Source organism: Siminovitchia sp. FSL W7-1587, assembly GCF_037963795.1.
In the GTDB taxonomy this organism is placed as follows: Bacteria; Bacillota; Bacilli; order Bacillales; family Bacillaceae_C; genus Siminovitchia; species Siminovitchia thermophila.
Window position 1 is genome coordinate 3,088,560 of sequence record NZ_CP150169.1, and the last position, 23,667, is coordinate 3,112,226.

Consider the following 23,667-nt stretch of genomic DNA (forward strand, 5'->3'; position numbering starts at 1 on the left):
TACTTAAGAGTGAAGAATAAGGGCAGGAATTTTTAGCGCGATTGCTATAAGGAGCCGAGCCCTGATATATGAATACTATGTACCGCCAGCTTACCAGCTGCTCTTAAAGCTTTATTGGATCAAAGAGTAATTCGGAAAGCTGGCTCCTTAAACATTTAGAAGCCGCCGTACTCAACATGTTTGCTCCCTTATAATCAGCTATCTTACGTTGTAAAAGGTTATTATTCAAAAGAATATGGTATAATCAATGGAACGAAAGGAGGGGTGAGACATTGGAAGAAAGCCTGCAATTAATATTATCAAAATTGGAAAATGTTGAGGGAGAAATTCAAGGGGTAAAATCTGAGCTTCAGCTCATCAAAACCGATCAAAAAGAAATGTATGCAGAGCTTCAGGAAGTAAAAGCCGATCAAAAAGAAATGCGTGCAGAGCTTCAGGAAGTAAAAACCGATCAAAAAGAAATGCGTGCAGAGCTTCAGCTCATCAAAGCCGATCAAAAAGAAATGTATGCAGAACTTCAGGAAGTAAAAACCGATCAAAAAGAAATGTATGCAGAACTTCAGGAAGTAAAAACCGATCAAAAAGAAATGTATGCAGAACTTCAGGAAGTAAAAACCGAAGTGAGAATAATTGATAAAAAAGTGGACAATCTCACGAGTGAAATGCGCAGCCATTTTAAGAGGATCGATGCAAAGCTGGACGAGCACCAATCGGTCTTTAAAGTAGTCAATAAAGAGCTACAAAATGTGAAATATGATATTGACTATTTAAACATAAAAGTTGCCAGCCATGATATGAAGTTGCATAACATCATCAGGAGTATGCAATCATAATCACCTATTCCGAAAACTACAAGCATGCCCACAACCATATATATCCTCAACAGTTATTTCCACATTTCAGATCCCGGAGGTCCGGGATCTTTTCCTTGTTTAAAATACTTTCCTCCACCCATGGATGTGCCAATGAAGGGCGTCACTAACAAAATAATCCAAAGGTGAAAATGCTATTGGTAAAAAATATCACAAAAAAGTGGTGAACAGCAAAGGAAACCATAAGGACATTTATCAATCTGCATGGGCCGCCACTTTTATACAGCCCAATTCCCATGTTTTTACAAAAAATAGTCGGGTAAATATGTAGTCACCCCACATGAGTTAAAGGAGGCGTTCACTAAAATGGACAAAAAAGCCATTGGTGTATTTCAATCTGAACATGATGCCATTCGGAAAATAGAAGATCTGGAAGCACAAGGTTATGATCCCAGTGATATATACGCAGTAGCTCGGGAAGAGCATGATATTTCCATGCTTCGCGGACAGACAAACGTAGATGTCCGGTCAGGCGGAGGGGATTGGTTTGACCGCTTCGTTCGTTTTATGACTGGTGAAGAGCCGGTAAAAGAGGCGATGCAGAACATGGAGCTATCGGGCCCTGACATGGAGCGATATTATCAGGAAATTGATGACGGAGGAATTTTTTTGTATGTCGATAAGGAATATGGGGAAAGGTACAGCACCAGTGTCCATTCGGGATATATAAATCCTTACGATGTGCCAAACGTTGATGCTGAGTTGCGCACAGAAGCCGATGCAGTTCCACATGCGGAGCATAATATCGTTCAAAAAGGTGCTAGGGGAGATAAAAAGCGCTCTACGTAAAACAACCGTATACAGACAACGAACAATCCAGCCGATTTTAAAAAAAGCGGGGGCCAATAGGGTCAAAAAATCGCCCTATTGGCCCTATATGCCATGTTTCAATATGTGCGATTCAGCTTTTAAAACAACAGCGCTAAAGTTGTTGTTTAATTTTTTCCAACAACACACGGCAGCCTTCACTCACCAAGTCGTAAGTTTCTTGAAAATCACCAGTGTAATACGGATCAGGCACATCTTTTTTAAAATGGGTTAAATCGAGCAACCGCATAACTTTTGGGTGTTCCGGCTCTCCCGTTATTTGATAAATGTTTTCGATATTGGATCGATCCATTCCGATAATATAGTCAAATGTCTCGAGGTCTTCCTTTGAAAATTGTCTGGCGACAAGCCCTTCTGTTTTAATTCCATATTCTTCTAGTTTTCTTTTCGTTCCTTGATGAGGCGGCTCTCCGATGTGCCATGAGCCGGTTCCGGCTGAATCTACCAATATTTGATCCTTCAGTCCTTCTTTTTCCACCAAGTCTTTCATAATCGCTTCCGCCATTGGGGAGCGGCAAATGTTTCCCAAACAAACAAATAACACCTTTACCATGATCAGTCTCCCATTATTTCTTTCGATTTATATGTTATGGTATCATAAATAAAGAAAATTGAAAAACGTTGGAACCGTCGAATTTTGTATTGATTTGTTTTATAAGTTCTTTATAATAAGATTGGTAGATTGTTTTTCAAAAAGGAATGAACATATCCAAGAGGAGAAAGTATTCAATGTCGAGATATAAACCAAAAAAGAAACGAAAAGCGCTAAAAATCGTTTTGATCGTGCTGCTGGTCCTAGTTGTGGGTCTTGTCGGCTACGGTTATTCCATTTATCATAATTTGAACAAAACAGCCAATTCCATACATAAACCTGTTGAGCGAAATCCGGAAGTGCCGCGTTCCTCCGACTTGGAGCTAGGCAAAAAAGAACCCTTTTCAGTGTTGATGCTTGGAGTTGATGAGCGGGCAGGGGATCGCGGCCGGTCGGACACGATTATCGTCATGGCGGTAAATCCGGAAAAAAAGTCGATCGAAATGCTTAGTATACCCCGCGATACACGTGTAGAAATCGTCGGTAAAGGGATTAATGATAAAATTAACCACGCCTATGCTTTTGGCGGGATCGAAATGTCCATGAATACGGTGGAAAAATTCCTTGATATTCCGATTGATTATTATATCAAAATGAACATGGATGGATTCAAAGAAATTGTGGATTCGGTAGGCGGAATCAATGTAAACAATGATCTTGAATTCTCCTATGAAAAGAAACATTTTCCCAAAGGGGAAATCTCCCTAAATGGAGCGGATGCTCTTGCCTATTCCAGAATGCGTAAAAATGACCCGAGGGGAGATTTTGGGAGACAAATGCGCCAGCGCCAGGTTATTCAGGGAGTCATCAATAAGGGAGCGAACATTTCCGCATTATGGAAATATGATGATGTTCTGAAAGCCCTCGGAAAAAATGTCGAAACTAATATGTCTTTCAATGAAATGGTCGAAATACAAAAAAATTATAAGAGCGCCCGCCACAACATCGAACAAAACCAGATCGATGGACAAGGACAAAGGATAGACAACATCTATTATTATATTGTCTCCCAAGATGAGAGGGAGAGAATTCAAAGCATTCTAAAGGAACAATTGAATATATAGCTTGAAAGAGGCCGGGACAAAAACCTATAAAAATGAATAAGCCGCATGAAATCAAATGTAAACCTTTGATTTCACGCGGTTTTATTTTCACGATTTGGACGAATATCCATTCGTTTTCAACTTATGTCCCAGCTTTTTTTCATGTTTAAAAAAAGGAGTCTAATAATGGAGAAAAGGCACTTATGGCTATTGGCGGCAATCGGATGGTGTGTTGCCATTTTTACCGCAACCGGATCACCTTCTTCGACCGGTGGGAACACGCTCATATTTTTTGAACGATTTTTGCACCTCACGCCTGAACAAGCATCAGTACTAAATCTTTTATTTCGGAAATTTGTTCACCTAACCGCATTTGGATTACTGGCCATCCTTTTTTATCACGGGCTGCGCAAAAAAAGGTTTTTGCTGGCTTGGTTATTCACCACCATATATGCGGCAAGTGATGAACTGCATCAACTATATGTGCCTGATCGGACTGCCTCCATTTTGGATGTCGGGATTGATTCCCTGGGGGCTCTTCTTGCTTTGGGGTTGGTTTCCGCTTTAAGAAAGCGCTCGGACAAAAATGCCTAACATATCATCGTATATTTCATCAAATTGTTCGATGGGAAGCGGGTTGTGACCCAAACCAAGCTCAATCGTAAAACCTGGTTTCCGAAACTCCTGTATAAACCAATCTTTGTAACCAGTATAGTTGTCAATGTAGCGCACAGACTTATAACCGCTTATCCGGGCAAAATCCCGAGCAAGGACTTCAGATTCAGGCGGTTCAAGTCCGTCATATCCCCAATAGATTTCTTTGCCTTGTGTATGAAGGGCAAGCAGAATATCATAGTTTTCCTTGCGGGCGAGCGCCGCCATCGCTTTTGATTCCGGTTCTGAAATGGGGAAAAAACCAGGAAAATCACGGGGTCCCGGCTTTTGGGGCTTGCGCTTTTTTTCCAACTCCCACTTTGCCGGAAATTGCTTGTTTAAATCAACTCCTCGTATGTTCGCTTTCCAGCCGGAGAAGTCGGCGCTTCCCCGGTTTAACGACACAACCTCCGACGCCCAATCACCCGGAGGACCATTTAAAACCATATTCACTCCATCGGGATTCACCATAGGAACAGCATGTAATTCGGTATGTGTGTACATGTCAAGCGCTGGAATTCCCCTGATTGTTTCATTGTTTATCAAAGCAATCATATACTCGTGTAAAAATTTCATCAATACCGCGCTTGTAATCCACTCATTGGCGTGAAACGCTGCATTGATTTGCACCTTTTTCCCTTTTCCAACTTTCAAAATATGCAATGGATGACCAAGATGGCTTTTTCCAACAGTAGTTTTGTTCATGAATGGAAAAATCTTAGTGAGTTGATCGACATGACGGTCCAGCTTTTTGAAATCATAACTTTCCGGACTGATCTCCAACGGCGCCGTTTTTTTGGGAACTACTATTTTTTGCCCGGCTTGCAACTGATCCGAATCAACATCTTGATTTAATCGTTTCAGGGCTTTGATGTGTAATCGTTGGGCGTGGGCAATTTTCCCAAACGTATCCCCGCTTTGAGTCGTATAACTCTCTGTCGTAAATCCGGGGATTGTCACCCTCTGTCCTGTTTGAAGAATATTCGACTTTGCTATTTCGGGATTGGAATCAATGATTAACATAAGCGGGATCGAAAACAATTGGCTGTAATTCATAAGTGTATCGCCTGGTCGGACCCGGATTTCCACGGCTGTCCCTCCCCGTTTGAAAAACGTTTTATCATATATAGGTGTATGTGTAAAACACAGATACATGCTGATTTCAAACGGAAAACAATGTATGATTGGAAAAAGAACAGTAGATTGCAAGAAAGGTGAAAAGAGATGCTTGGAGCCATTGAGGCAGGAGGGACCAAATTTGTTTGTGCTGTTGGGCAAAAGGACGGACGATTGGTTGAGCGGATTCAAATTAATACAGACATCCCCGAGCGGACAATCCCTGAGGTGATTGCGTTTTTTCGAGAATTTCCCATACAAGCGATTGGAATAGCCTCATTCGGGCCGATTGATATCAATAAGGAAAGTCCGACCTATGGATACATAAAATCGACACCCAAACCCGGATGGATCAACTTCCCGTTTGTCCAGACGATGGAAAATGCCTTTCATGTGCCAATTCATTTTATCACCGACGTGGACGGTGCCGCTTTGGGAGAGTGGGCTTATGGTGCTGCCAAGGGACACAATAGCTGTTTATACATCACCGTAGGGACAGGAATCGGCGCCGGGGCGGTTGTTGATGGAAAGCTGTTGCGGGGGTTATCACATCCGGAAATGGGGCATATTTCCGTTCGCCGTCATCCGGAAGATTCTTATGAAGGCTTTTGCCCGTATCACCGGGACTGCATCGAGGGGCTTGCTGCCGGGCCTGCTATTGAAGGGCGTTGGGGAGTAAAAGCGGACATGCTTCATCATGAGAAAGCATGGGAAATGGAAGCTTATTACCTCGCCGAAGCGCTCGTCCAGTATATCCTTATTCTATCCCCGGAAAAAATTATTATGGGGGGAGGCGTGATGAAACAAAAGCATTTATTTCCTCAAATTCATTCCCTTGTCAAAGAGAAACTTGAAGGCTTTGTTCCTCTTCCTGACAAGTTGGTGCATTATATTGTGCCGCCGCAGCTCGGAGATGATGCAGGGGTTACGGGAGCTCTCCTCATGGCAAAACAAATTTTAGAGAAAAAGAAAGCCTATGAAAAACAAAAATAAATTTTTAGAAAACGAAAAAATGAGGAGAATTTTCCCTAATAAAAAAGTAAGATGTCTTTCATCCTAAAGTCTTATAAATTAATTCACATCGACTTCCAAATATTCTTGGGGTCCGTCAGAGACATCAGCCTGGCCGTTTGTAAGTTCAGTAATCAGGTCGGAAAATTGCCCGGTTCCTTCACTTTCCACATACACATCGATCTCTACCTGGTCTGAATAATGAATGTTTTTCACCAGAAATTTTTGGTTTCTGAGCTCGTTTTCCAGTTTGCCGAGCCATGAATAATCAATACCGATTTTCATTACATTCATTAATCTTCGCTCGACGATCCCAACGGCGTCGATCCCTTCCGAAGCCGCGCGGCCATAGGCCCGGATGAGTCCACCCGCCCCCAGTTTAATACCGCCGAAATACCTTGTTACGACAACGACAGTATCCTTTAACCCGCGCTTTTTTAAAACTTCCAGCATCGGTATTCCGGCTGTGCCGCTCGGTTCCCCATCATCATTTGCCTTTTGGATCAGGTCATTTTCACCGATCAAATAGGCAGAACAATTATGGGTGGCATTCCAATGTTCTTTTTTGATGGACTGTATAAAAGCCTGTGCATCCTCCTCTGTTTCCGCTCGATTTACATGGGCAATAAATCTGGATTTTTGTATGATGATTTCGTGTGATCCTGCTGTTTTGACTGTTAAATAACGTGGAAGCATCGGTACGTTCCTCCTAAAAACTCTTTTTTTCCCAAATGACATGTCGTGTTCTAAAGAAATTATACATGATATAATGACTATGTAGAATGGGAGACGTATAACCAAATCCTAATTTTACCAGTAATTCATTTCGAAAGGGGGAGCCTTCAAGGAGTATTATGGCACTGAAAAAGGTAAACCCGAAAGCGCTGGACAAAATCGTAGAACAGATGATTGAGACGGTCGACAGGAGTAAAGATGAAATTTTTCAAATCGGGGAGCAATGCCGCCGTGATCACGATCACATCATAAAAGAGCTCCAGGAAATAAAGGACGAAGTTAAAGAAGTTATCCAAACCGGAGATTCATTGGAGGTTAAGGCCAAACTGGCAAGGAGGCGCCTATCCGATGTAAGCAAGAACTTCAAGGAATTTTCCGAGGAACAGATTCGCGAGGCTTATGAGTATGCCCATGAATTGCAGACAAAATTAACAATCAATCGCCAACTTGAAAAGCAGCTCAGAATGCGAAGAGATGACTTGGAGAGAAGGCTCATTACTTTGCAGGAAACAATTCATCGCGCGGAAACACTCGTTTCCCAGATTACGATCGTATCGAACTACCTTGTAAGTGATATAAAGGAAATGGGAGAAGCGTTGGAGGATGCCAAGTTAAAGCAGGAATTTGGACTTAGGATCATCGAAGCCCAAGAGGAGGAACGGAAACGCTTGTCCCGGGAAATGCATGACGGTCCCGCGCAGCTGCTGGCAAATGTTCTCATCCGTTCGGATTTGGCGGAAAAAATGCATAAACAACAGGGTCCGGAACAGTCACTCCAAGAAATTCGCAGTTTAAAAGAAATGATCCGGACAGCGCTTTATGAGGTGCGCCGCATCATTTACGATTTAAGGCCGATGGCGCTTGATGATCTTGGGTTGATTCCGACTCTGAACAAATATTTAACGACAGTCGAAGATTATCATAAAGGAACATATATTGAATTTGTCTATTTGGGAAAAGATATTCGACTTCCACCGAAATATGAGGTTGCCCTGTTTCGGCTCATCCAAGAATCGGTACATAACGCGCTTAAACATGCCAAAGCAGAAACAATCCAAGTAAAGGTGGAAATCCAAAGCAGCAAAGTGTATGTCACAATAAAAGACGATGGAATCGGCTTTGACATAAGTGAGACAAAAAGCGGAAGGTTTGGCATGATCGGGATGAGAGAACGGGTGGACATTTTGGATGGACACCTTTCGGTTCACTCCAAGCCGGGGGCCGGAACCATTATTACGATTAAAATACCATTGCCCTTATAAAAATGATTATGAATAAAGGAGGAAGGACGATGCAAACAAGAATTGCCATTATTGATGACCATGAATTATTTCGTGAAGGCGTTAAAAGAATTTTAGAATTCGAAAAAACTTTTTCAGTTGTGGCTGAAGGGGAAGATGGCTGTGAAGCTGTGGAAATTGTTGAGGAATATTCACCTGATGTCGTTTTATTGGATATCAATATGAAAAACACAAATGGCATAGAAGCGACAAAACAATTAATGGAAGCATATCCCGAAGCCAAGGCGATCATCCTTTCCATTCACGATGAAGAGGCGTATGTAACACACGCATTGAAAACCGGAGCTGCCGGCTATATGTTGAAAGAAATGGATTCAGATGAACTCATTGAAGCAATTAAGGTCGTAGCAGGCGGTGGATGTTACATCCACCCGAAAGTAACCCATAAACTAATTAGGGAATATAGACGTTTAGCAAACGAACAAAATAAAGGTACAGGCTACCAGCAGCCTGAAGTCAGAGTTCCGCTTCACCTGTTAACGAGCCGCGAATGTGAAGTATTGCAGCTTCTCGCCGACGGTAAAAGCAACCGCAGCATTGGTGAAACGCTGTTTATCAGTGAAAAAACGGTTAAAAACCATGTCAGCAATATTTTGCAAAAAATGAATGTGAATGACCGTACCCAAGCAGTTATTACCGCTATTAAAAATGGCTGGGTTGAAGTAAGATAAAGAGCTTTATTGGCAACACAAATTGCTGAAAGCGTCGGGACGCGGAAGCGTACCCCCACAATAAAGTCGGGGCAAAGCGCTAACTGCGTTTTGCTCCTGATTCCTGTTGGAGAAGAACAACCATATATGATCAATCCTCTCCCGAGATTTTGCATCCACTTTACAATACTCCTTATCCGGACGTTCTCTCCTTAGATTCGAAACTTCTTTTTTTTCAGTAAAAAGTGAGTATCGTACTTTGATAGAGGGCTTTAAGCGTCGATTTCTGGACTGGTTTACACCAAAACGGTTCTGGTGTTGACGTACAACATTGCCAGCTTGTATATGGACACATGCGTTATTGTCGCAAGTAAGTCCTGATGGAGAGGGAGCATCGTGTACAACTCTGTAGCGCGGTTTCGGGCCGGAACCCGGATGGCTGCTTGCGGTTGTCCTTGGGAATTACGGCTATCGTCGAATTGATATGGAATGACGCAAGAGAGGCGATTGCGTAAATCACAAAAAACCCTGCGGATTACCAGTAAAGAGCGGGAGGGCAGTTATCTGCATGGTAGACAAAGCTACTTTTCAAAAGAGTTTTCTTAGATAGAAACAGATGTCATTTCCTAGGTAATAGAAAAGTTGCTCCATCAGACATGATGGGAGCAACTTTGAAATCTTAATGGACCGATTCACTTATTTCCTCGTTGTTAAAGTCAGCCCGTTCTGGCAATGAGCGATACTTGAACTTAAAGACAACAAATGACAATATGGCAAATACAGCAAAATAAACGAATAATACGCTTATATTTCCCCACATCTCGGACGTGCTTCCTAATGTAATAATATTCCGATAACTATTAATGGAATACGTAAATGGTAAAAAGACACTTAGATTACGTAATCCTTCTGGAAGCATATCAACCGGTAATGCTGAACCAGTCGTAGATAATTGTAGAACAACAAATGCCAAAGCAAGAAATCTGCCAATGTTCCCCGCTAAACCTACTAGGAATAATACAATCATTAAGAAAGTCAGGCTTGCCATAATCGAGAATAAAACGAAGGAAATACCGCTTTGTACATCTAGTTTTAATATGAATAGCGTGTACAAAGAGATGATTAATGCTTGGGCGGTAGCAAGCATAGATAATTTTGCTATTTTCCCGGTAAACCATGATGTGGCTGATGGAGGCATTGTAACTGGTTTTCGATACTGAACAGCAAACGACATCACTAAAACTCCAACGTACAGTGCCAATGTTAAAATATACGGTGCGTTGGCATCACGATAAAATGGAAAACTATTAATGACTTCACCGTCTAACACAACAGGCTCAGCAAACATCGCAATATTCTCTTCTTCTGGATTGATACTGCTCGTTCGCTCAGCGCCTCCTTCTAGACCTGCCTGCAATTCTTCACTTCCATCAGATAGTTGTTCCAGACCTCCGTCTACTTGTGAGACACCATCTGTTAATGTTGCCCAGCCTGCCTTCACTGTTTGATTTCCTTCACTCACTTGACTAGAACCATCATGTAGTCTTGTAGCACCAGAGGATAGTTCTTGCCATCCACTTTCGACCGCATTGTTGCCGTCACGAATTTGTGAAGAACCATCATGCAGTTGCGCCGCTCCATTTGTAAGCTCATTCCAACCACTTTTTACAGTGGCATTACCGTCACTCACTTGTTTTGTTCCGTCATGTAATTTAGCAACGTTTGTTTGTAATTCTTTCCACCCGGCTGCTACCGATTGATTGCCGGCAGCCACTTCTTTTGAGCCTTGAGCTAACTGGCTTGCCCCATTCTGTAATTGTTGTTGTCCCTCTACAAGCCGGGAAAGGCCATTGTCTAAAGCGGTTACCCCAGGATTTAGCTCATTTTTAAGCCCATCTCGTAATTCATTAGCTCCATCTACCAGTCTTTGAAAATCTTTTTGTTTTTGAGGAACTGTTTTTAAACCTTCGTTTAATTGTCCCATGATGAGTTTATATAGAACATTTTCTTCCAGTCCATCCACACTGTTAGGCAGTTGTTCAAGAGCTGCCCGTAAATTTTGCATTGATTCAATTGTTTCATTAACACCCGCTTGCGCCTGTTGAACTCCTGCAGCTAATTGTTCACTTCCGGGAAGAACTTTTTCGCTCAGCCCGCTTTTAAGCTGTGCAGTCCCGTCTTTTGCTTGTTGGGCGCCTTTTAGTAATTGAGTTGAACCGGAATGAAGTTCACCTGCGCCCTCCGCTAGTTGAGAAGATCCAGTTGAAAGGCGGTTAATGTCAGATGACTTTTCATTTAAGGCACTTAATAATTGTCCAGTCCCATCATTTACTTGTCTGGCGCCATCTGCTAATCTGGCAATATCATTTACTTTATTTTGTAAATTATATAACAAGGTGCCGGTTCCAATGTTTAATTCTTGTGAACCGTTAGCAAGTCTTGTTATGTCCCCTTGCTTGGATATTAAAGATTCTCGCATCGTCCGTGTCCCGTCTGCCAACTGTTTAGCGCCATCTGCTAAACGTCCTATATCGGACGACTTTTCATTCAAGGAATCAAGGATTTGTTCAGATCCATCTTTTAATTGTCCAGTCCCATCATTGATTTGTTTGGCGCCATCTGCAGCTTCAGTAAATCCGCTTGCCACTTCTTTCAGTTGTGATACGACATTTTCTACATATGTCGCGGTAATTTGTGTAGACAACTGTGTTTTTAATGTTTCAGCAGCTTTATTCGTCACCTGGGCGGCCATGAAGTGCAGCCCTTCGTTTTGTGTATATTTTAATTCTGGCTTTATCGGTTCGTCATCAAGGACAGTCAATGCCTTTTTTGAAAAATCTTCAGGTACTTCAATCGTCATATAATATTCCAGCTTTTCCATACCGCTCTTAGCCTCTTCAGGTGAGACAAAATCCCAACCCAATGACTCATTTTCTTCTAAGCTGGCAATTAAGCTTTCGCCGATGTTAATTCTTTGGCCATCTGAAATAGCGCCTTGATCATTATTAACAACAGCTACTGGCAAATTATCCGTGTTATCGTATGGCCCCCATTTTGGAGATAACATGATCATCGCATATACAAGTGGAACGAGGAGCGCCAAGCAGACAGATAGAAGTACGTATTTATTTTTAAAAATACGTCTCATCTCTGCGGAAATATAACCCGCTTTTTCCATGAAATATCCTCCTTTAAGTTGTCTTGCTGTCTTTTCCTATTAAGAGGTAATGGATAACATTCAAGTGCTGAAGTTCAAACGACACGAGTGGAAAAAATGGAAAGTTCAATAAGGTAAGAATGATGATCTGTTGGAAAAAACAGTTTTCCATTTGCTTTGTTAAAAAAGGCAATGAAAATCATGAGATTTTCACTGCCTATCCTCAATCATTTAATTGAAGATATACTTTCTTAAAAAATGGAAAGAGCCACCTAATGCAATAAGGCTTGCGCCCGTTAATAAGGAGAGTGGAATATTCGTTGCTGTATTCGGGAGAACTCCGCCTTTACTAGTACCTCCTAGCTTTGGAGGATCATTGTTGTTATTCCCTGCCCCTACATTTGTACCATTTTGCTCACCCGGCTTGTTATCATTGCCAGGCTTTTGCCCGTCACCCGGCTTTTCACCATCACCCGGCTTTTGCCCGTCTCCTGGTTTTTCACCATCACCCGGCTTTTCACCACCTCCGGGCTTATCACCGTCATCCGGCCTTTCACCACCTCCTGGTTTATCGCCATCCCCAGGTTTTTCACCATCTCCTGGATCTGCGGCTTCTTCAACATAAACAGTCCGAGTAGCTGTCCCTTTATTTCCAGCTTTATCTGTCACTGAATATGTAACGTTATATTTACCGGCTTTTTGAGTATTTACTTCTCCCGAAATCTGAATTTGTTCGCTGAGATCTCCATCAACATTATCTTTCGCAGTTGCCCCTGGCTCGTTGTACGTTTCACCAACTTTTAAAGTCATTGGGTTGTCGCCGTTTAACGTAATAACCGGTGCTTCATGATCGACTTCTGCCTCTGTTTCTTCTACTTTCACGGTCGTAAGCAGCGTATCTTCAGGCGGCGTACAAGTAACAGGCAAATTAACTGGTGTTGTCCCTAACTTGGCATGAATTTCTGCTTTTATTTCACCTACATGGATATCTATATCCTCATTGCCCGCAGTATAACTTGCATCATTGGCACTTATCCGGAACGGAATAAAAGGCGCGTCGTTGTCAAACGGAGTTTCCGGGATGGCAACTCCTTCTGCTCCGACTACATTCACTGTCTCATTTGCTGCTTGCAAATGAAATTGCTGTACATGACCATTAAAAGGATTAATTAACCCCTTTAATGGTGCTAAGCTCCCAGTCACATCCACTTCAATAGCTGTTTCAATATCAGAAACAGAAAACTGCTGATTTGGATTCACCGTATCCGGGACAGTTACAGTAGGGGTAACCTTCATATCAATAAGAATGTCTCCGGCAATGGACGTTTTTGCGACACATACGTAATTGAACGATTTTGTTGCTTGTTGTGCATGTGCGGCGATCATTCCACCGCTATAGAAAAATACGCAAATAATACTTAAGATCATAATAGTGAGCTTTTTTGCGATTTTGCTCATGATTATCTCCTCCTTCTTCTTCGTTTGTTTCTTCTTTATCCCGCATGTAAGGTGCCGTAAGCCTCCCACTTCAAGACTTGATGAGTAGATACAAAAGGTTTTAAGTGGGATAAAACGGCCCCTAAATGCCCGATTGGTTCAACTAACATTCAGTAGGAGCCCTACTGAATGAAGTTTCACTTTATTAATAAGTCACGTATCACACTCCCCCGACTTCATAAAACAGCGTTGTAAACCTTTTCATTTTCTGTTAGTATGAAAGCAGTTATAGTACAGAGATGTATTAAGTAATCTGTTGTACGAAAGCTGTACTACTACTTTAAGATTTTTACACCTTTTCACCAATTCCTAAAAATATCGTATTTTCATCAAATTGATTCGGTTATACCCTATTTTTATACGGTCAATAACGACCTTGCGATAAATACAAGCCTTCATTCATCCCGCATGTAAGGTGCCATATACACCGCTTTCAGACCTGAGTAGATACAAAAGGTCTAAGTGTGAGAAAACGGCACCAAAATGCCCGATTGGTTCAACTAACATTCAATAGGAGCCCTACTGAATGAAGTTTCACATTATAAGGGATATATCTGTTTTTAAATAGCTGATCGCAGTTCAAGGAAAAAGCAAAATGAAGTTCATTCTATCGAGGGAGGGGGGATGAAGATCCCAAGTTGGAAGTTTCATTCAGCTTTTCTTGTAATTTTTTGTTACCTTATAGCTATAAAGGGGAGTACGGACGGCTAAAAGCTTCATGAATCTTGGGATGAATTGATGAAAAGGAAGGGGAGCATGTTTCATGACATTGACTTTGGACCATTATCTAGACTCCTTATTTCATCATGGATTAGACATCATTCGCAACAATGAAAAAGCGATACAACATCATTGGGAGCAAATCCAACACTATTTTCAACATACTGGTAAAAAAGTGGCCAGCACTACAGCAATATCCGTTAAAATTTTCTCGGACATCCTTTTTAATCATCAATACAACAAAGAGACAATCATGAATCAATTGAGGGCTGAATGGAACAAAGAAATAGGCAATAATCCATTGAACAAATTCATGATATCGTTATTAGAAAATTCAGTTCATCAAGCCGCTAAAGTAAACAAGGATAATCACTATAATGATCATCAAGCAATCCAATATGTATTTACGAAGATCAGCGAACATATTTTGACAGAAAAACTTGAGCACTTATTTACACTTGATACTTTTTTAGAACATCTTGTTGCTTCTGAGCAACTGCCAATTGAATGGATTGCTGTTGTCGGAAGAAGAGACAATGTGTTTTACGTGGAAAAATGGTTCAATCAATACCAATGTTTACTGCATGCGCATGTTCATATCGCAGCAGAAAATATATTTGATGTAACGGAACAGCTGTTGAGATATATCACTCATTCTAATGATAAAAATGTGATGACGATTCCTTTTGAAAATGTCACTTTATTATTGTGTACGGAAAAAAACAGCACGGGGCATATTGCTCCTTTTATTCACCATGCCTTGCACCTTTTTCAAAGCAGTAAAACAATTTTAAACATAGCCCGGCAAGAACAGCGTTGGAAGGATTCTGTTATGATGTTTTATGAGTCCATTATGCAGGCAAAATCGTTTAAAGAGGCATTGGAATTGGTCACAAAAGGATTTACCGATTATTTACCGTTTGAGCGTTGCGGCATTTTTTCCTATTCCCCAAATGATGAAATTGGGATCGGGTTATCCGGTCATCGCTTCGATATAAAAGCAATTCAAAAGATTACGGAAGATGTACGTAATTTTCCGCTCATTCATAATGGTTTAGAGCTATTACGGTTGCTTGGAAATGGAATAAAGTTTTTACAACCGCTTTATATTCCCGAGGCCAAAGCTAGTTTTCCCATTAGGTATATTCATCAATTCCAATTAAAGACGGTAGTGGTGGCACCCATTTTTAAAGCTTCTAATCAGGAATTAATCGGGGCGGCTATTTTGGATCAAGGTGCCAATAAACATTTCACTATGTCACAAGATACGTATACGGCATTGATCAAGTTCGGACAAAGCGCGGGGGAAATTATCGGAAAATTTAAAAATAACATTAATTATTTAAATCAATCCCTTCATTTATCATTGAGAGAAATTGAAGTGTTGACATTAATGGCGGAAGGGGAATCGACAAGCAGTGCTGCCGACAGGCTACACTTAAGTGAATATACGGTGAGGGATTATATTACGAAAATTATGCAAAAAATGAAAGCAAAAAATCGAACTGAAGCGGTGGCCTATGCTATCAGACATGGAATTATTTAAAAAGTCTTATGGAAAAATAAAACAGGTAAAAAGGAGCGTTACGAGATTTTCTCCTTTTTACCCCGACTGAAGTAGGGTTATAGGTGATACGACGAAGTATGAGGGGGAGATAACAGAACCTCATTTCCCTTTTCGTTCAGGGAGGCAGAACGCAATAGTAGCCTTAAAGCACTCTTAAGTCGAACGATGCTACTACAGTGGCTGATTTTGCTAGTCGTCAGCCAAGCTTTCTGTATATGATGGCTTAGACATAAAAGAGAAATCCGAAGGGCACCCGCCAGCCAGTTTTTGATCCCACATGTAATGTGCCGTAAGACTCCCACTTTAAAATCTTGAGTGAATACAAAAGGTCCAAGTGTGAGAAAATGGCACCTACATGCCCGGTTCGTTCAACTAACATTCAGCAGGAGATGTAAGAAAACGCCTACTGATGAAGTATCACTTTATCCCGCATGTAAGGTGCCGTAAGACTCCCACTTTAAAATCTTGAGTGAATACCAAAGGTCTAAGTGTGAGAAAACGGCACCTACATGCCCGATTGGTTCAACTAACATTCAGTAGGAGATGTAAGAAAACGCCTACTGAATGAAGTTTCACTTTATCCCGCATGTAAGGTGCCGTAAGACTTCCACATCAAAATCTTGAGTGAATACAAAAGGTCCAAGTGTGAGAAAACGGCCCCTAAATGCCCGATTGGTTCAACTAACATTCAGTAGGAGATAGAAGAAAACGCCTACTGAATGAAGTTTCACTTTATACAGTGACGGCGACTTGATGATCCACGCTCTCTTCTTTATATACAGAGTCAATGAGATCCTGATATCTATTTTCAATTATATCCGCTTTAAGGGATAGCTTTGGCGTTAATTCTCCCCCGTCAATCGTCCATTCTTCGCTAATAATGATTACTTTTTTAGGTTGTGCATAATTCGTAAACTTTTTAGTGAGTGTAGCTACTTCTTTATTTAAAAGTTGTTGTACTTTTTTATCCTTACATAGTGCTTCTTTGGAATCCGTACGAATTCCTTGCGCTTTCGCCCAAGGAATGACGTTTTCGTAATCTGGATTGACCAATGCAATAATGTATTTCCTGTTGTCGCCAACAACAAGCGATTGACTAATGTATGCGCTTTCGTTAATAGCCGTTTCAACTGGAGCCGGTGCTACATTCATCCCGGTTGATAATACAAGAATCCGCTTTTTACGGTCGATGACTTTTAAATACCCATCTTCATCTAATTTTCCAATGTCACCCGTTTTAAACCAGCCATCTTCAAACGCTTTTTCTGTTTCTTCGGGATTGTTGTAATACCCTTGTGTAATGTTGGGACCTTTTACTAAAATCTCTCCGTCTGGGGCCATTTTTAATTCGACATTAGGTAAAATTTTCCCAACGGTCCCTACTTTGGCCCGGATGAATGGGTTTGTAGAAATAATGGGTGATGTTTCCGTTAACCCGTAGCCCTCCAGTAATGGTATATCTAAAGCCCAGAAAAATCTTGCTATGTCTGCATTGAGCGTTCCTCCACCGGATACGAGTCCACGCAATCTTCCACCTAACTGATTCTTCACCTTTTGATAAACAAGTTTATTGGCGATCTTCCATTTACGAGCGAGTTTTTTTGGTAAATAATCTTGTGAAATATATTGATTAATAGTCGCATTCAGATAGTATTTGTACTTTTCTTCGCCGACTGATAGCGCCCAATTAAAAATTTTTCGTTTCATGGCTGAGCCATTTTCCATTTCACTTTGTATTTTTGTATACACTTTTTCAAACAATCTTGGAACGCTCGTCATGACAGTAGGCTTGAATTCCTGTAAATTTTCAGGGATGGTTGTGATATTTTCTGCATAACTAATCGTTGTGCCAATCGATAATGGCAAATAATGTCCGGCGAGCCTTTCAAAAATATGGGAAAGCGGCAAATAAGAAAGCGAAACATCTTCAGGCAACAGTTCAACCACCCAAAATTGTACGCCTTCTATATTGGCCAAAATATTACCATGTGTTAACATGACACCTTTTGGTTTTCCTGTTGTTCCGGAAGTGTTCATAATAGTAAGCAACTGATCTCGAGGAATATGTTGCCAAGATTGTTCCCAATTTGGTTTAGCTTGGTTGTCTCCAATATTTTCCACTTCTTTAAATGTCATAAAATAATCATCTTCCATTTGTTGGGGAAACATCATAATCATATGATCCAGCTGTACGCCTGTTGAGATTAACTTATCATACTGTTCCTTGTTTTCAACAATTGCTGCTGTGATATCGCAGTTCTTTAAAATATAGGCAACTTGTTCGGCGGGGATGGTAGGGTAAATGGGTACGCTAACAGCCGAAATGCTAGCTAATGCAAAGTCGGAAATGGCCCACATAGGATTGCTGTTTGAAATAATAGCCACTTTTGCTTCTGGTTTTATACCAATATAGGTTAAACCATTCGCAAAGCCTTTAATCCTATTCCATAAATTCTGATAGGTTAATTTTTGAATCGATCCTTCTTCTTTCCATTGATAAGCTATATGATTAGGATATTGTTCAACCGTTCGATTTAGCATTTGCAACACATTAGCTACTTTCATCTCCCATCACCTCTTTGCAATGATTAAACAAACCTCTCATCAAATCACTTGAAATTAGAATGATAATAAGATATATTGATTGATAATCGGGATAAAAATTTAAAATAATCAAATAAATAAATCCGTTACTAGCGCCCAAAATAGCGCTAGCGCATACTCATTGCTCCTTACAAAAGCAAAGCTGTACAATCATCTGTAACCCAATTTTTTCTCCCCTAAAAGCAATTATGTTTGAAGTTTATGGTTAATACGTGATAAAATGCTTTCCAATTTTATCGCCATCCCTATTTCTCCTTCGATCTTCAACTTACCGCTTAAAAAAGCGGTGGTTCCCTTTAGAGTTCCTTTCGCCAACTTGATAAAATGATCCGCTTTTATATGAAGGATACAATCTGCTTTCTCCTTTGCACCTTCAGCTATGTAGCTATCCTCGCCTCGCAATACGAATTGAAAAGTATCCGGATGATCATCTTTTACATGAAATTGATATACCGCTTCGATTCCCTTTACAAGCGCCGGATTCTCTTTGATCGTTGCATTCATTGTGTCTATCATATGTTTCACTTCTGACATAGGCCTTTCCTCCTTATTTTGGTGACATATACTTTATCGTATAAGAAGTTGATTTTGCTTACTACCCCGTTAATTGTCGGATAAATGGCCATACTTGTTTTTAACCCCTAAAATGATAGGTTATTTATCATTTTCAATGTATTGTTTCATCGTGTTTGCCTAAAATGCAGTATTGAAATAGATTCAATGATAAAAAAGGTTCCAATTCTAAGCTATGTTATTTTCAATAAACAATATTCCAAAACTGAAGATTCTTTCTCCAATCTTTCCTCCAGTGTTTTCGCCATGGCGTGGAGTGACAATCGTCCAAATTACTAATGAAAGCGCGGGTACGCGGAAGCGCAGCCCAACCCAACATTAAGTTGGGGCAAAGCGCTGTCTTGCATTATGTCCTTATTCGTGATGGAGGTGAAAAGCGATCTGTCCCCCCATTTTTTCATTCGATTTACAACACTTCTTGTCCGGAAGGTCTCTTCTTAGATCCGAAATTCCTTTTTCCAATCCAATGATAAAAACGCATTTGGCAAGAGGGTTTATTAAGCGCTGTCCCGGAGTCGTCCTTCACAAAAAACGATTTTCGTGCAGACGCTGCAACAATGACACGCAGCGCTTGTTTGCCAGCTTCCCGTGCGCAACATGTAAGAAAACATGTGTATATTGCCGGAAATGCGTCATGATGGGCAGGGTGGCTTCGTGCACAACCCTGTACCGCTGGTCCGGCCCGGAGCCCGAATGGGCGGATGCGGTGGCTCTTGAGTGGGACGGACAATTATCCAAGGCGCAAAACGCCGCGGCGGCCGCAGTTTTAAGTGCTGTCAAGAAAGAGGAAGAACTGCTGGTATGGGCGGTATGCGGGGCGGGAAAAACAGAGGTCCTTTTTTCAGGGATTGAAGCAGCGCTCCAACTTGGCAAGAGAACTTGCATTGCCACTCCGCGTACAGACGTCGCCTTGGAGCTTGCTCCACGATTGCAAAAAGTGTTTCCTTCGATAGCTGTGGCTGTTTTGTACGGTGGGAGTGAAGACCGGCATGTATTTTCTCCTCTGAGTATATCTACTACCCACCAGCTCATGCGTTTTGAACGCGCTTTTGATGTCATGATCGTCGATGAAGTGGATGCTTTCCCCTATTCTTTTGATCAAAGCTTGCAATGGGCAGTTGAAAAAGCGGCGAAGAAAAATGCCGCTCGCATTTATTTAACGGCAACGCCAAGCAAGCGCTGGCAGGAAGAATGCCGTTATGGAAAAAGAAACTTTATCAAGATTCCTGCCCGCTATCACCGCAAGCCACTCCCGGCTCCCGTATTTGTTTGGTGTGGCAATTGGCGCAAATCTTTTGAAAAAAGCAAACTCCCCCGTGTTGTACTAAAGTGGGTCCGTGAACGGCTCCAAGCAGGAAAACAGGCTCTCATTTTTCTCCCTCATATTCAACTCATGGAAAACTCCCTTCCATTATTTAAACAGCTTCATTCGTCTATTCAGGCCGTACATGCAGAGGACCCATTAAGAGAAGAAAAAGTGAATGCGATGAGGAGAGAGAAAATCCCGATTCTTTTAACGACAACGATTTTGGAAAGAGGAGTCACCTTTTCAAATTTGGATGTAGCGGTGATCGGTGCAGAAGATCCTATTTTCACTGAGGCGGCTCTCGTCCAAATTGCCGGACGTGTTGGCAGAAGCGCCGATTTTCCTGGCGGGAATGTCACTTTTTTTCATCATGGCAAGACGAAAGCGATGATCCAAGCCCTCGTTCATATTAATCATATGAATAAAGCAGCCCGAAAAGCGGGATTGATTGATGAATAGCCATTGTCTTTATTGTGATGATCGTATTCGGGGAGAATGGTCGTGGACGAAACTGATTTCGGGGTCACGGGAGCAAATGTTGTGCGGGAGTTGTTGCGGAAAGCTGGAGAAAATTACCGGAAGTGTTTGTATAGTTTGTTCTCGTTCACTTCCATTGTTAGACACAAAGTATATTCACGGAACCATTTGTCATGATTGTGTCAGGTGGGAACAAGATCCCGAGTGGCGCGGTTTATTGGCAAACAATGTTTCTATTTATCAATATAATGATTTTTTTAAGGAGCTTCTGGCCCGCTTCAAATATCGTGGAGACTATGCATTGGCCAAGGCTTTTGGAGCAAGCGTGCGAAAATTTTTATCAAAGAAAACGTTTGATTTGCTTATCCCGATCCCATTGAGTCCAGACCGGCTTCTAGAACGGGGGTTTAATCAATCAAAAGCGCTTGCGGAAGAAGCCGGATTTCAGGTAAATGAGGTGTTGGAGCGCGTCCATGGAGAAAAGCAGTCGAAAAAATCACGGAATGAAAGAATACATTTGCAGCAAGTGTTTACTGTTCCGGAGCGAGCGGATGTTTCCGGAAAAGAAATTTTATTGATTGATGATATATATACAACCGGATCTACCATTCGGCATGCCGCGCTTGTATTAAAAAAAGCCGGTGCAAAAAATGTGAGCGCTTTTACCCTGGCAAGAGGATAATTTTTATAGTGGACTAAACAAACAAAGCTTGCATCCGATATAATAGTTACGATGCTGAAAAGGAGGAAGGCTTTTATGAAAATAACCCCTTACAACCGTCCTGATTTGAATCCGTATAAGCATCAACCGCAACAAGCGGGGCAGGAACTGCGGAAAAGTGCAGCGGATCAAGTAGAAATTTCAGAGGCGGCAAAAGAGCTCCAGCAATCGTCCAAATGGGAAGCTGAACGTAAAGCCCGCGTTGAACAATTAAAACTGCATATCCAATCAGGTGAATATAAAGTACATCCGAAGGCTGTTGCCGAAGGCATCGCCAAGTATTTTACGGAGAAATAACCGGAGGCCGTGGAAGCCATGAAAGCTTTAATAAATATATTGGAAAAGCTCCATACGTTGCATGAACACTTGTTTGATTTAGCCAAAAAGAAAACGGAAGTGTTGAAAAGCGGCGATGTTGATAGCTTGCAACTTATTTTGCGGGAGGAACAGAAATGCACTTCCGCAATTACAGTGGCAGAAAATGAACGAGAAAAGGCGGCGCGTATCTTTTTACAAGAAGACACCGATGCTGATGTGACACTCTCTGCCTGTATTCAGGCGGCAGGTAATGATGAGAGGGCGTCGTTGCAGGCTCTTCAGGAAAACATGTCACAAGTCATTGGGGAACTTCATGCGCAAAATGAACTGAATAAACAGTTGATTCAACAGACGCTACAGTATGTACATCTAACTTTAGATTTATTGCAGCCTCAGCCTGAGTCGGCGATATATGAAAGGCCGGCTGGAAAAAAACAGTCAAAGATGGCTCAATCCTTCTTTGACTCAAAAGCTTGATATCGGAGGAACTGAATATGAGATCTACTTTTCATGGGTTAGAAACGGCAAGAAGAGCTCTTTTGACGCAGCAGAGCGGGTTGTATACAACCGGAAATAATATAGCCAATGCCAATACGTTGGGATATACACGCCAAAGGGTAAATTTTCAAGCGACGGAAGGCTGGCCGCCCCCTTCGGTAAACCGCTCCCAATTTGCCGGACAATTAGGATCAGGTGTTTCAGCTGAGTCAATACAGCGGATACGAGATTTTTATTTAGATGTCCAATTTCGCGCAGAAAATTCAAAGCTTGGTTATCATGGATCGAATGCAAGCGCCATGGCCAAACTGGAAGATATCTTAAATGAAACCGGAAAAGATCCGGTCGGGCTTTCTAAGACGCTGAGCGATTATTGGCAAGTGTGGCAAGAATTGAGCACGAATCCGGAAAACGACGGTGTGAGGGAAGTTGTCATCGAAAAGGGGAATGCGGTTGCCGAAACGTTTCAACACCTTCATAACTCAATTGAGTTTTATCGACAGGACTTGGGTAAGCAAGTTGACGGAGGCGTGGACAAAATTAATTCTCTGTTGAGAGAGATCGATGATTTGAATCGCCAAATCGCTCAAATGGAGCCGCACGGCTATTTGCCGAATAATTTATATGATGAGCGTGACCGCTTGGTAGATGAGCTATCTGGTTACATGGAAATTGAAGTGGAAAAAGTTCCGAATGAGGGGAATGTAAAAGCGCTTGCGGAAGGTACCTATGTGATTCGGGCGAATGGAATTGAAATTCTCAATGACGATCGTTATTTAGAACTTGAGGTTGATAAGCCCGATGGGTATGTTACGAATATCTCGTTTGGCGGTATACCGGTTGATATTGTAAATATGCCGCAGGGATCAATGAAAAGTTTGATCGAAAATTACGGATATGGCAGTGCGGATAATGGAACGTATTCGGAACTTTTGGCCGATTTGGACAAACTGGCCAATGATTTTGCGGCAAGTGTAAATGCTGCCCATATGGAAGGAGTCACAAAGGACGGATCACCAGCCGGTGCGCTTTTTACAGAAGGCGCGGGGGCGGCAGGAATTCGCATGCTTGACATAACTCCCGATCAATTGGCTCCATCGGTGACTGCAACCGGGGACGGAAAGAATGCAAGAAATGTAGCCGACTCCTTTAAGGGAGTTATGAACGAATACGAAACAGTCATTGGAAGAATTGGTGTCCAGGCACAGTTTGCCAACCAACAGACGAAAAGTGCAGGTAACTTAAAGGTAGCTGTTGAGGAAAAACGCTTATCGGTAAGCACTGTACACCTTGATGAAGAAATGATGAATATGATCAAATTTCAACATGCATATAATGCCGCTGCCAGGACGATTACAGTCATCGATGAAATGCTTGATAAGATTGTGAACGGAATGGGTGTTGGCGGAAGATAGGAGGCAGGAGAC

20 protein-coding genes are annotated in these 23,667 nt (G+C 41.7%); 13 read left to right on the forward strand and 7 right to left on the reverse strand.

Features of this window, described 5'->3' with window-relative positions; genetic code table 11:
- Positions 1-272 precede the first annotated feature (272 nt).
- Positions 273-833, forward strand: a complete 561-nt coding sequence (locus tag NST31_RS14425; RefSeq protein ID WP_339161539.1) for a hypothetical protein — start codon at positions 273-275, stop codon at positions 831-833.
- Between the two features lie 345 nt (positions 834-1,178).
- On the forward strand, positions 1,179-1,661 hold the full coding sequence (locus NST31_RS14430) for a general stress protein (protein WP_339161542.1): 483 nt from the start codon (positions 1,179-1,181) through the stop codon (positions 1,659-1,661).
- A gap of 133 nt (positions 1,662-1,794) precedes the next feature.
- Here NST31_RS14430 and NST31_RS14435 read toward each other — a convergent pair whose 3' ends face one another.
- Positions 1,795-2,253 (reverse strand): low molecular weight protein-tyrosine-phosphatase, encoded by a 459-nt coding sequence (locus NST31_RS14435; protein ID WP_339161546.1) that lies wholly within the window; start codon positions 2,251-2,253, stop codon positions 1,795-1,797.
- A gap of 176 nt (positions 2,254-2,429) precedes the next feature.
- Here NST31_RS14435 and NST31_RS14440 point away from each other — a divergent pair, with 176 nt between their 5' ends.
- Positions 2,430-3,356 (forward strand): LytR family transcriptional regulator, encoded by a 927-nt coding sequence (locus NST31_RS14440; protein WP_339161548.1) that lies wholly within the window; start codon positions 2,430-2,432, stop codon positions 3,354-3,356.
- 165 nt (positions 3,357-3,521) lie between these two features.
- Positions 3,522-3,929 (forward strand): VanZ family protein, encoded by a 408-nt coding sequence (locus NST31_RS14445; protein ID WP_077109931.1) that lies wholly within the window; start codon positions 3,522-3,524, stop codon positions 3,927-3,929.
- On the opposite strand, the gene NST31_RS14450 is transcribed toward NST31_RS14445, so the two are convergent.
- Positions 3,900-5,078: a M14 family metallopeptidase gene (locus NST31_RS14450; protein ID WP_339161552.1), complete on the reverse strand. Its 1,179-nt coding sequence runs from the start codon at positions 5,076-5,078 to the stop codon at positions 3,900-3,902. The genes NST31_RS14445 and NST31_RS14450 overlap by 30 nt on opposite strands.
- 135 nt (positions 5,079-5,213) lie before the next feature.
- Here NST31_RS14450 and NST31_RS14455 point away from each other — a divergent pair, with 135 nt between their 5' ends.
- Positions 5,214-6,098: an ROK family protein gene (locus NST31_RS14455; protein ID WP_339161555.1), complete on the forward strand. Its 885-nt coding sequence runs from the start codon at positions 5,214-5,216 to the stop codon at positions 6,096-6,098.
- Positions 6,099-6,176: 78 nt separating this feature from the next.
- On the opposite strand, the gene NST31_RS14460 is transcribed toward NST31_RS14455, so the two are convergent.
- On the reverse strand, positions 6,177-6,812 hold the full coding sequence (locus NST31_RS14460; protein WP_339161557.1) for a YigZ family protein: 636 nt from the start codon (positions 6,810-6,812) through the stop codon (positions 6,177-6,179).
- Positions 6,813-6,970: 158 nt separating this feature from the next.
- Between NST31_RS14460 and NST31_RS14465 the strand changes: the two genes are divergently transcribed.
- Both NST31_RS14465 and NST31_RS14470 read left to right on the forward strand, forming a co-directional pair.
- Positions 6,971-8,113 carry a sensor histidine kinase gene (locus NST31_RS14465; protein WP_339161560.1) on the forward strand — a complete coding sequence of 381 codons (1,143 nt, stop codon included), beginning with the start codon at positions 6,971-6,973 and terminating at the stop codon, positions 8,111-8,113.
- Positions 8,114-8,142: 29 nt separating this feature from the next.
- Positions 8,143-8,823 (forward strand): response regulator transcription factor, encoded by a 681-nt coding sequence (locus NST31_RS14470; RefSeq protein ID WP_077109936.1) that lies wholly within the window; start codon positions 8,143-8,145, stop codon positions 8,821-8,823.
- A gap of 658 nt (positions 8,824-9,481) precedes the next feature.
- On the opposite strand, the gene NST31_RS14475 is transcribed toward NST31_RS14470, so the two are convergent.
- Together NST31_RS14475 and NST31_RS14480 are read right to left on the reverse strand one after the other, a co-directional pair.
- Positions 9,482-11,980 carry a YhgE/Pip domain-containing protein gene (locus NST31_RS14475; protein WP_339161562.1) on the reverse strand — a complete coding sequence of 833 codons (2,499 nt, stop codon included), beginning with the start codon at positions 11,978-11,980 and terminating at the stop codon, positions 9,482-9,484.
- A 210-nt stretch (positions 11,981-12,190) separates the two neighbouring features.
- Positions 12,191-13,417 carry an immunoglobulin-like domain-containing protein gene (locus tag NST31_RS14480; RefSeq protein WP_339161564.1) on the reverse strand — a complete coding sequence of 409 codons (1,227 nt, stop codon included), beginning with the start codon at positions 13,415-13,417 and terminating at the stop codon, positions 12,191-12,193.
- Positions 13,418-14,219: 802 nt separating this feature from the next.
- Between NST31_RS14480 and NST31_RS14485 the strand changes: the two genes are divergently transcribed.
- Positions 14,220-15,722: a response regulator transcription factor gene (locus NST31_RS14485; protein WP_339161567.1), complete on the forward strand. Its 1,503-nt coding sequence runs from the start codon at positions 14,220-14,222 to the stop codon at positions 15,720-15,722.
- Between the two features lie 753 nt (positions 15,723-16,475).
- On the opposite strand, the gene NST31_RS14490 is transcribed toward NST31_RS14485, so the two are convergent.
- On the reverse strand, positions 16,476-18,308 hold the full coding sequence (locus NST31_RS14490) for a long-chain fatty acid--CoA ligase (protein WP_339161569.1): 1,833 nt from the start codon (positions 18,306-18,308) through the stop codon (positions 16,476-16,478).
- Positions 18,309-18,533: 225 nt separating this feature from the next.
- The gene (locus NST31_RS14495; RefSeq protein ID WP_339161571.1) at positions 18,534-18,881 is read right to left on the reverse strand and encodes an SCP2 sterol-binding domain-containing protein; all 348 of its coding nucleotides are present in this window, start codon (positions 18,879-18,881) and stop codon (positions 18,534-18,536) included.
- A 673-nt stretch (positions 18,882-19,554) separates the two neighbouring features.
- Here NST31_RS14495 and NST31_RS14500 point away from each other — a divergent pair.
- The 5 genes from NST31_RS14500 (at position 19,555) to flgK (ending at position 23,655) form a co-directional block, all read left to right on the forward strand.
- Entirely contained in the window at positions 19,555-20,685 is a 1,131-nt protein-coding gene (locus NST31_RS14500; RefSeq protein WP_339161574.1) for a DEAD/DEAH box helicase, read from the forward strand.
- A complete protein-coding gene (locus NST31_RS14505; RefSeq protein ID WP_077111646.1) occupies positions 20,678-21,385 on the forward strand; it encodes a ComF family protein in 708 nt (235 codons plus the stop codon). The genes NST31_RS14500 and NST31_RS14505 overlap by 8 nt, the downstream gene beginning before the upstream one ends.
- A gap of 75 nt (positions 21,386-21,460) precedes the next feature.
- On the forward strand, positions 21,461-21,721 hold the full coding sequence (gene flgM, locus NST31_RS14510) for a flagellar biosynthesis anti-sigma factor FlgM (protein ID WP_339161579.1): 261 nt from the start codon (positions 21,461-21,463) through the stop codon (positions 21,719-21,721).
- A gap of 18 nt (positions 21,722-21,739) precedes the next feature.
- Entirely contained in the window at positions 21,740-22,219 is a 480-nt protein-coding gene (locus tag NST31_RS14515) for a flagellar protein FlgN (protein ID WP_077111644.1), read from the forward strand.
- Between the two features lie 17 nt (positions 22,220-22,236).
- Positions 22,237-23,655, forward strand: coding sequence for a flagellar hook-associated protein FlgK (gene flgK / locus NST31_RS14520; RefSeq protein ID WP_339161582.1), 1,419 nt, complete (start codon positions 22,237-22,239; stop codon positions 23,653-23,655).
- Positions 23,656-23,667 lie beyond the last annotated feature (12 nt).

Bases quoted from the DNA above. Each gene is read 5' to 3' on its own strand.
- NST31_RS14465 (WP_339161560.1), top strand. From the start codon at position 6,971: ATGGCACTGAAAAAGGTAAACCCGAAAGCGCTGGACAAAATCGTAGAA.
- NST31_RS14445 (WP_077109931.1), top strand. From the start codon at position 3,522: ATGGAGAAAAGGCACTTATGGCTATTGGCGGCAATCGGATGGTGTGTT.
- NST31_RS14440 (WP_339161548.1), top strand. From the start codon at position 2,430: ATGTCGAGATATAAACCAAAAAAGAAACGAAAAGCGCTAAAAATCGTT.
- NST31_RS14435 (WP_339161546.1), bottom strand. From the start codon at position 2,253: ATGGTAAAGGTGTTATTTGTTTGTTTGGGAAACATTTGCCGCTCCCCA.
- NST31_RS14490 (WP_339161569.1), bottom strand. From the start codon at position 18,308: ATGAAAGTAGCTAATGTGTTGCAAATGCTAAATCGAACGGTTGAACAA.
- NST31_RS14500 (WP_339161574.1), top strand. From the start codon at position 19,555: ATGATGGGCAGGGTGGCTTCGTGCACAACCCTGTACCGCTGGTCCGGC.
- NST31_RS14505 (WP_077111646.1), top strand. From the start codon at position 20,678: ATGAATAGCCATTGTCTTTATTGTGATGATCGTATTCGGGGAGAATGG.
- flgK (WP_339161582.1), top strand. From the start codon at position 22,237: ATGAGATCTACTTTTCATGGGTTAGAAACGGCAAGAAGAGCTCTTTTG.
- flgM (WP_339161579.1), top strand. From the start codon at position 21,461: ATGAAAATAACCCCTTACAACCGTCCTGATTTGAATCCGTATAAGCAT.
- NST31_RS14485 (WP_339161567.1), top strand. From the start codon at position 14,220: ATGACATTGACTTTGGACCATTATCTAGACTCCTTATTTCATCATGGA.
- NST31_RS14495 (WP_339161571.1), bottom strand. From the start codon at position 18,881: ATGTCAGAAGTGAAACATATGATAGACACAATGAATGCAACGATCAAA.
- NST31_RS14515 (WP_077111644.1), top strand. From the start codon at position 21,740: ATGAAAGCTTTAATAAATATATTGGAAAAGCTCCATACGTTGCATGAA.
- NST31_RS14480 (WP_339161564.1), bottom strand. From the start codon at position 13,417: ATGAGCAAAATCGCAAAAAAGCTCACTATTATGATCTTAAGTATTATT.
- NST31_RS14455 (WP_339161555.1), top strand. From the start codon at position 5,214: ATGCTTGGAGCCATTGAGGCAGGAGGGACCAAATTTGTTTGTGCTGTT.
- NST31_RS14460 (WP_339161557.1), bottom strand. From the start codon at position 6,812: ATGCTTCCACGTTATTTAACAGTCAAAACAGCAGGATCACACGAAATC.
- NST31_RS14430 (WP_339161542.1), top strand. From the start codon at position 1,179: ATGGACAAAAAAGCCATTGGTGTATTTCAATCTGAACATGATGCCATT.
- NST31_RS14470 (WP_077109936.1), top strand. From the start codon at position 8,143: ATGCAAACAAGAATTGCCATTATTGATGACCATGAATTATTTCGTGAA.
- NST31_RS14475 (WP_339161562.1), bottom strand. From the start codon at position 11,980: ATGGAAAAAGCGGGTTATATTTCCGCAGAGATGAGACGTATTTTTAAA.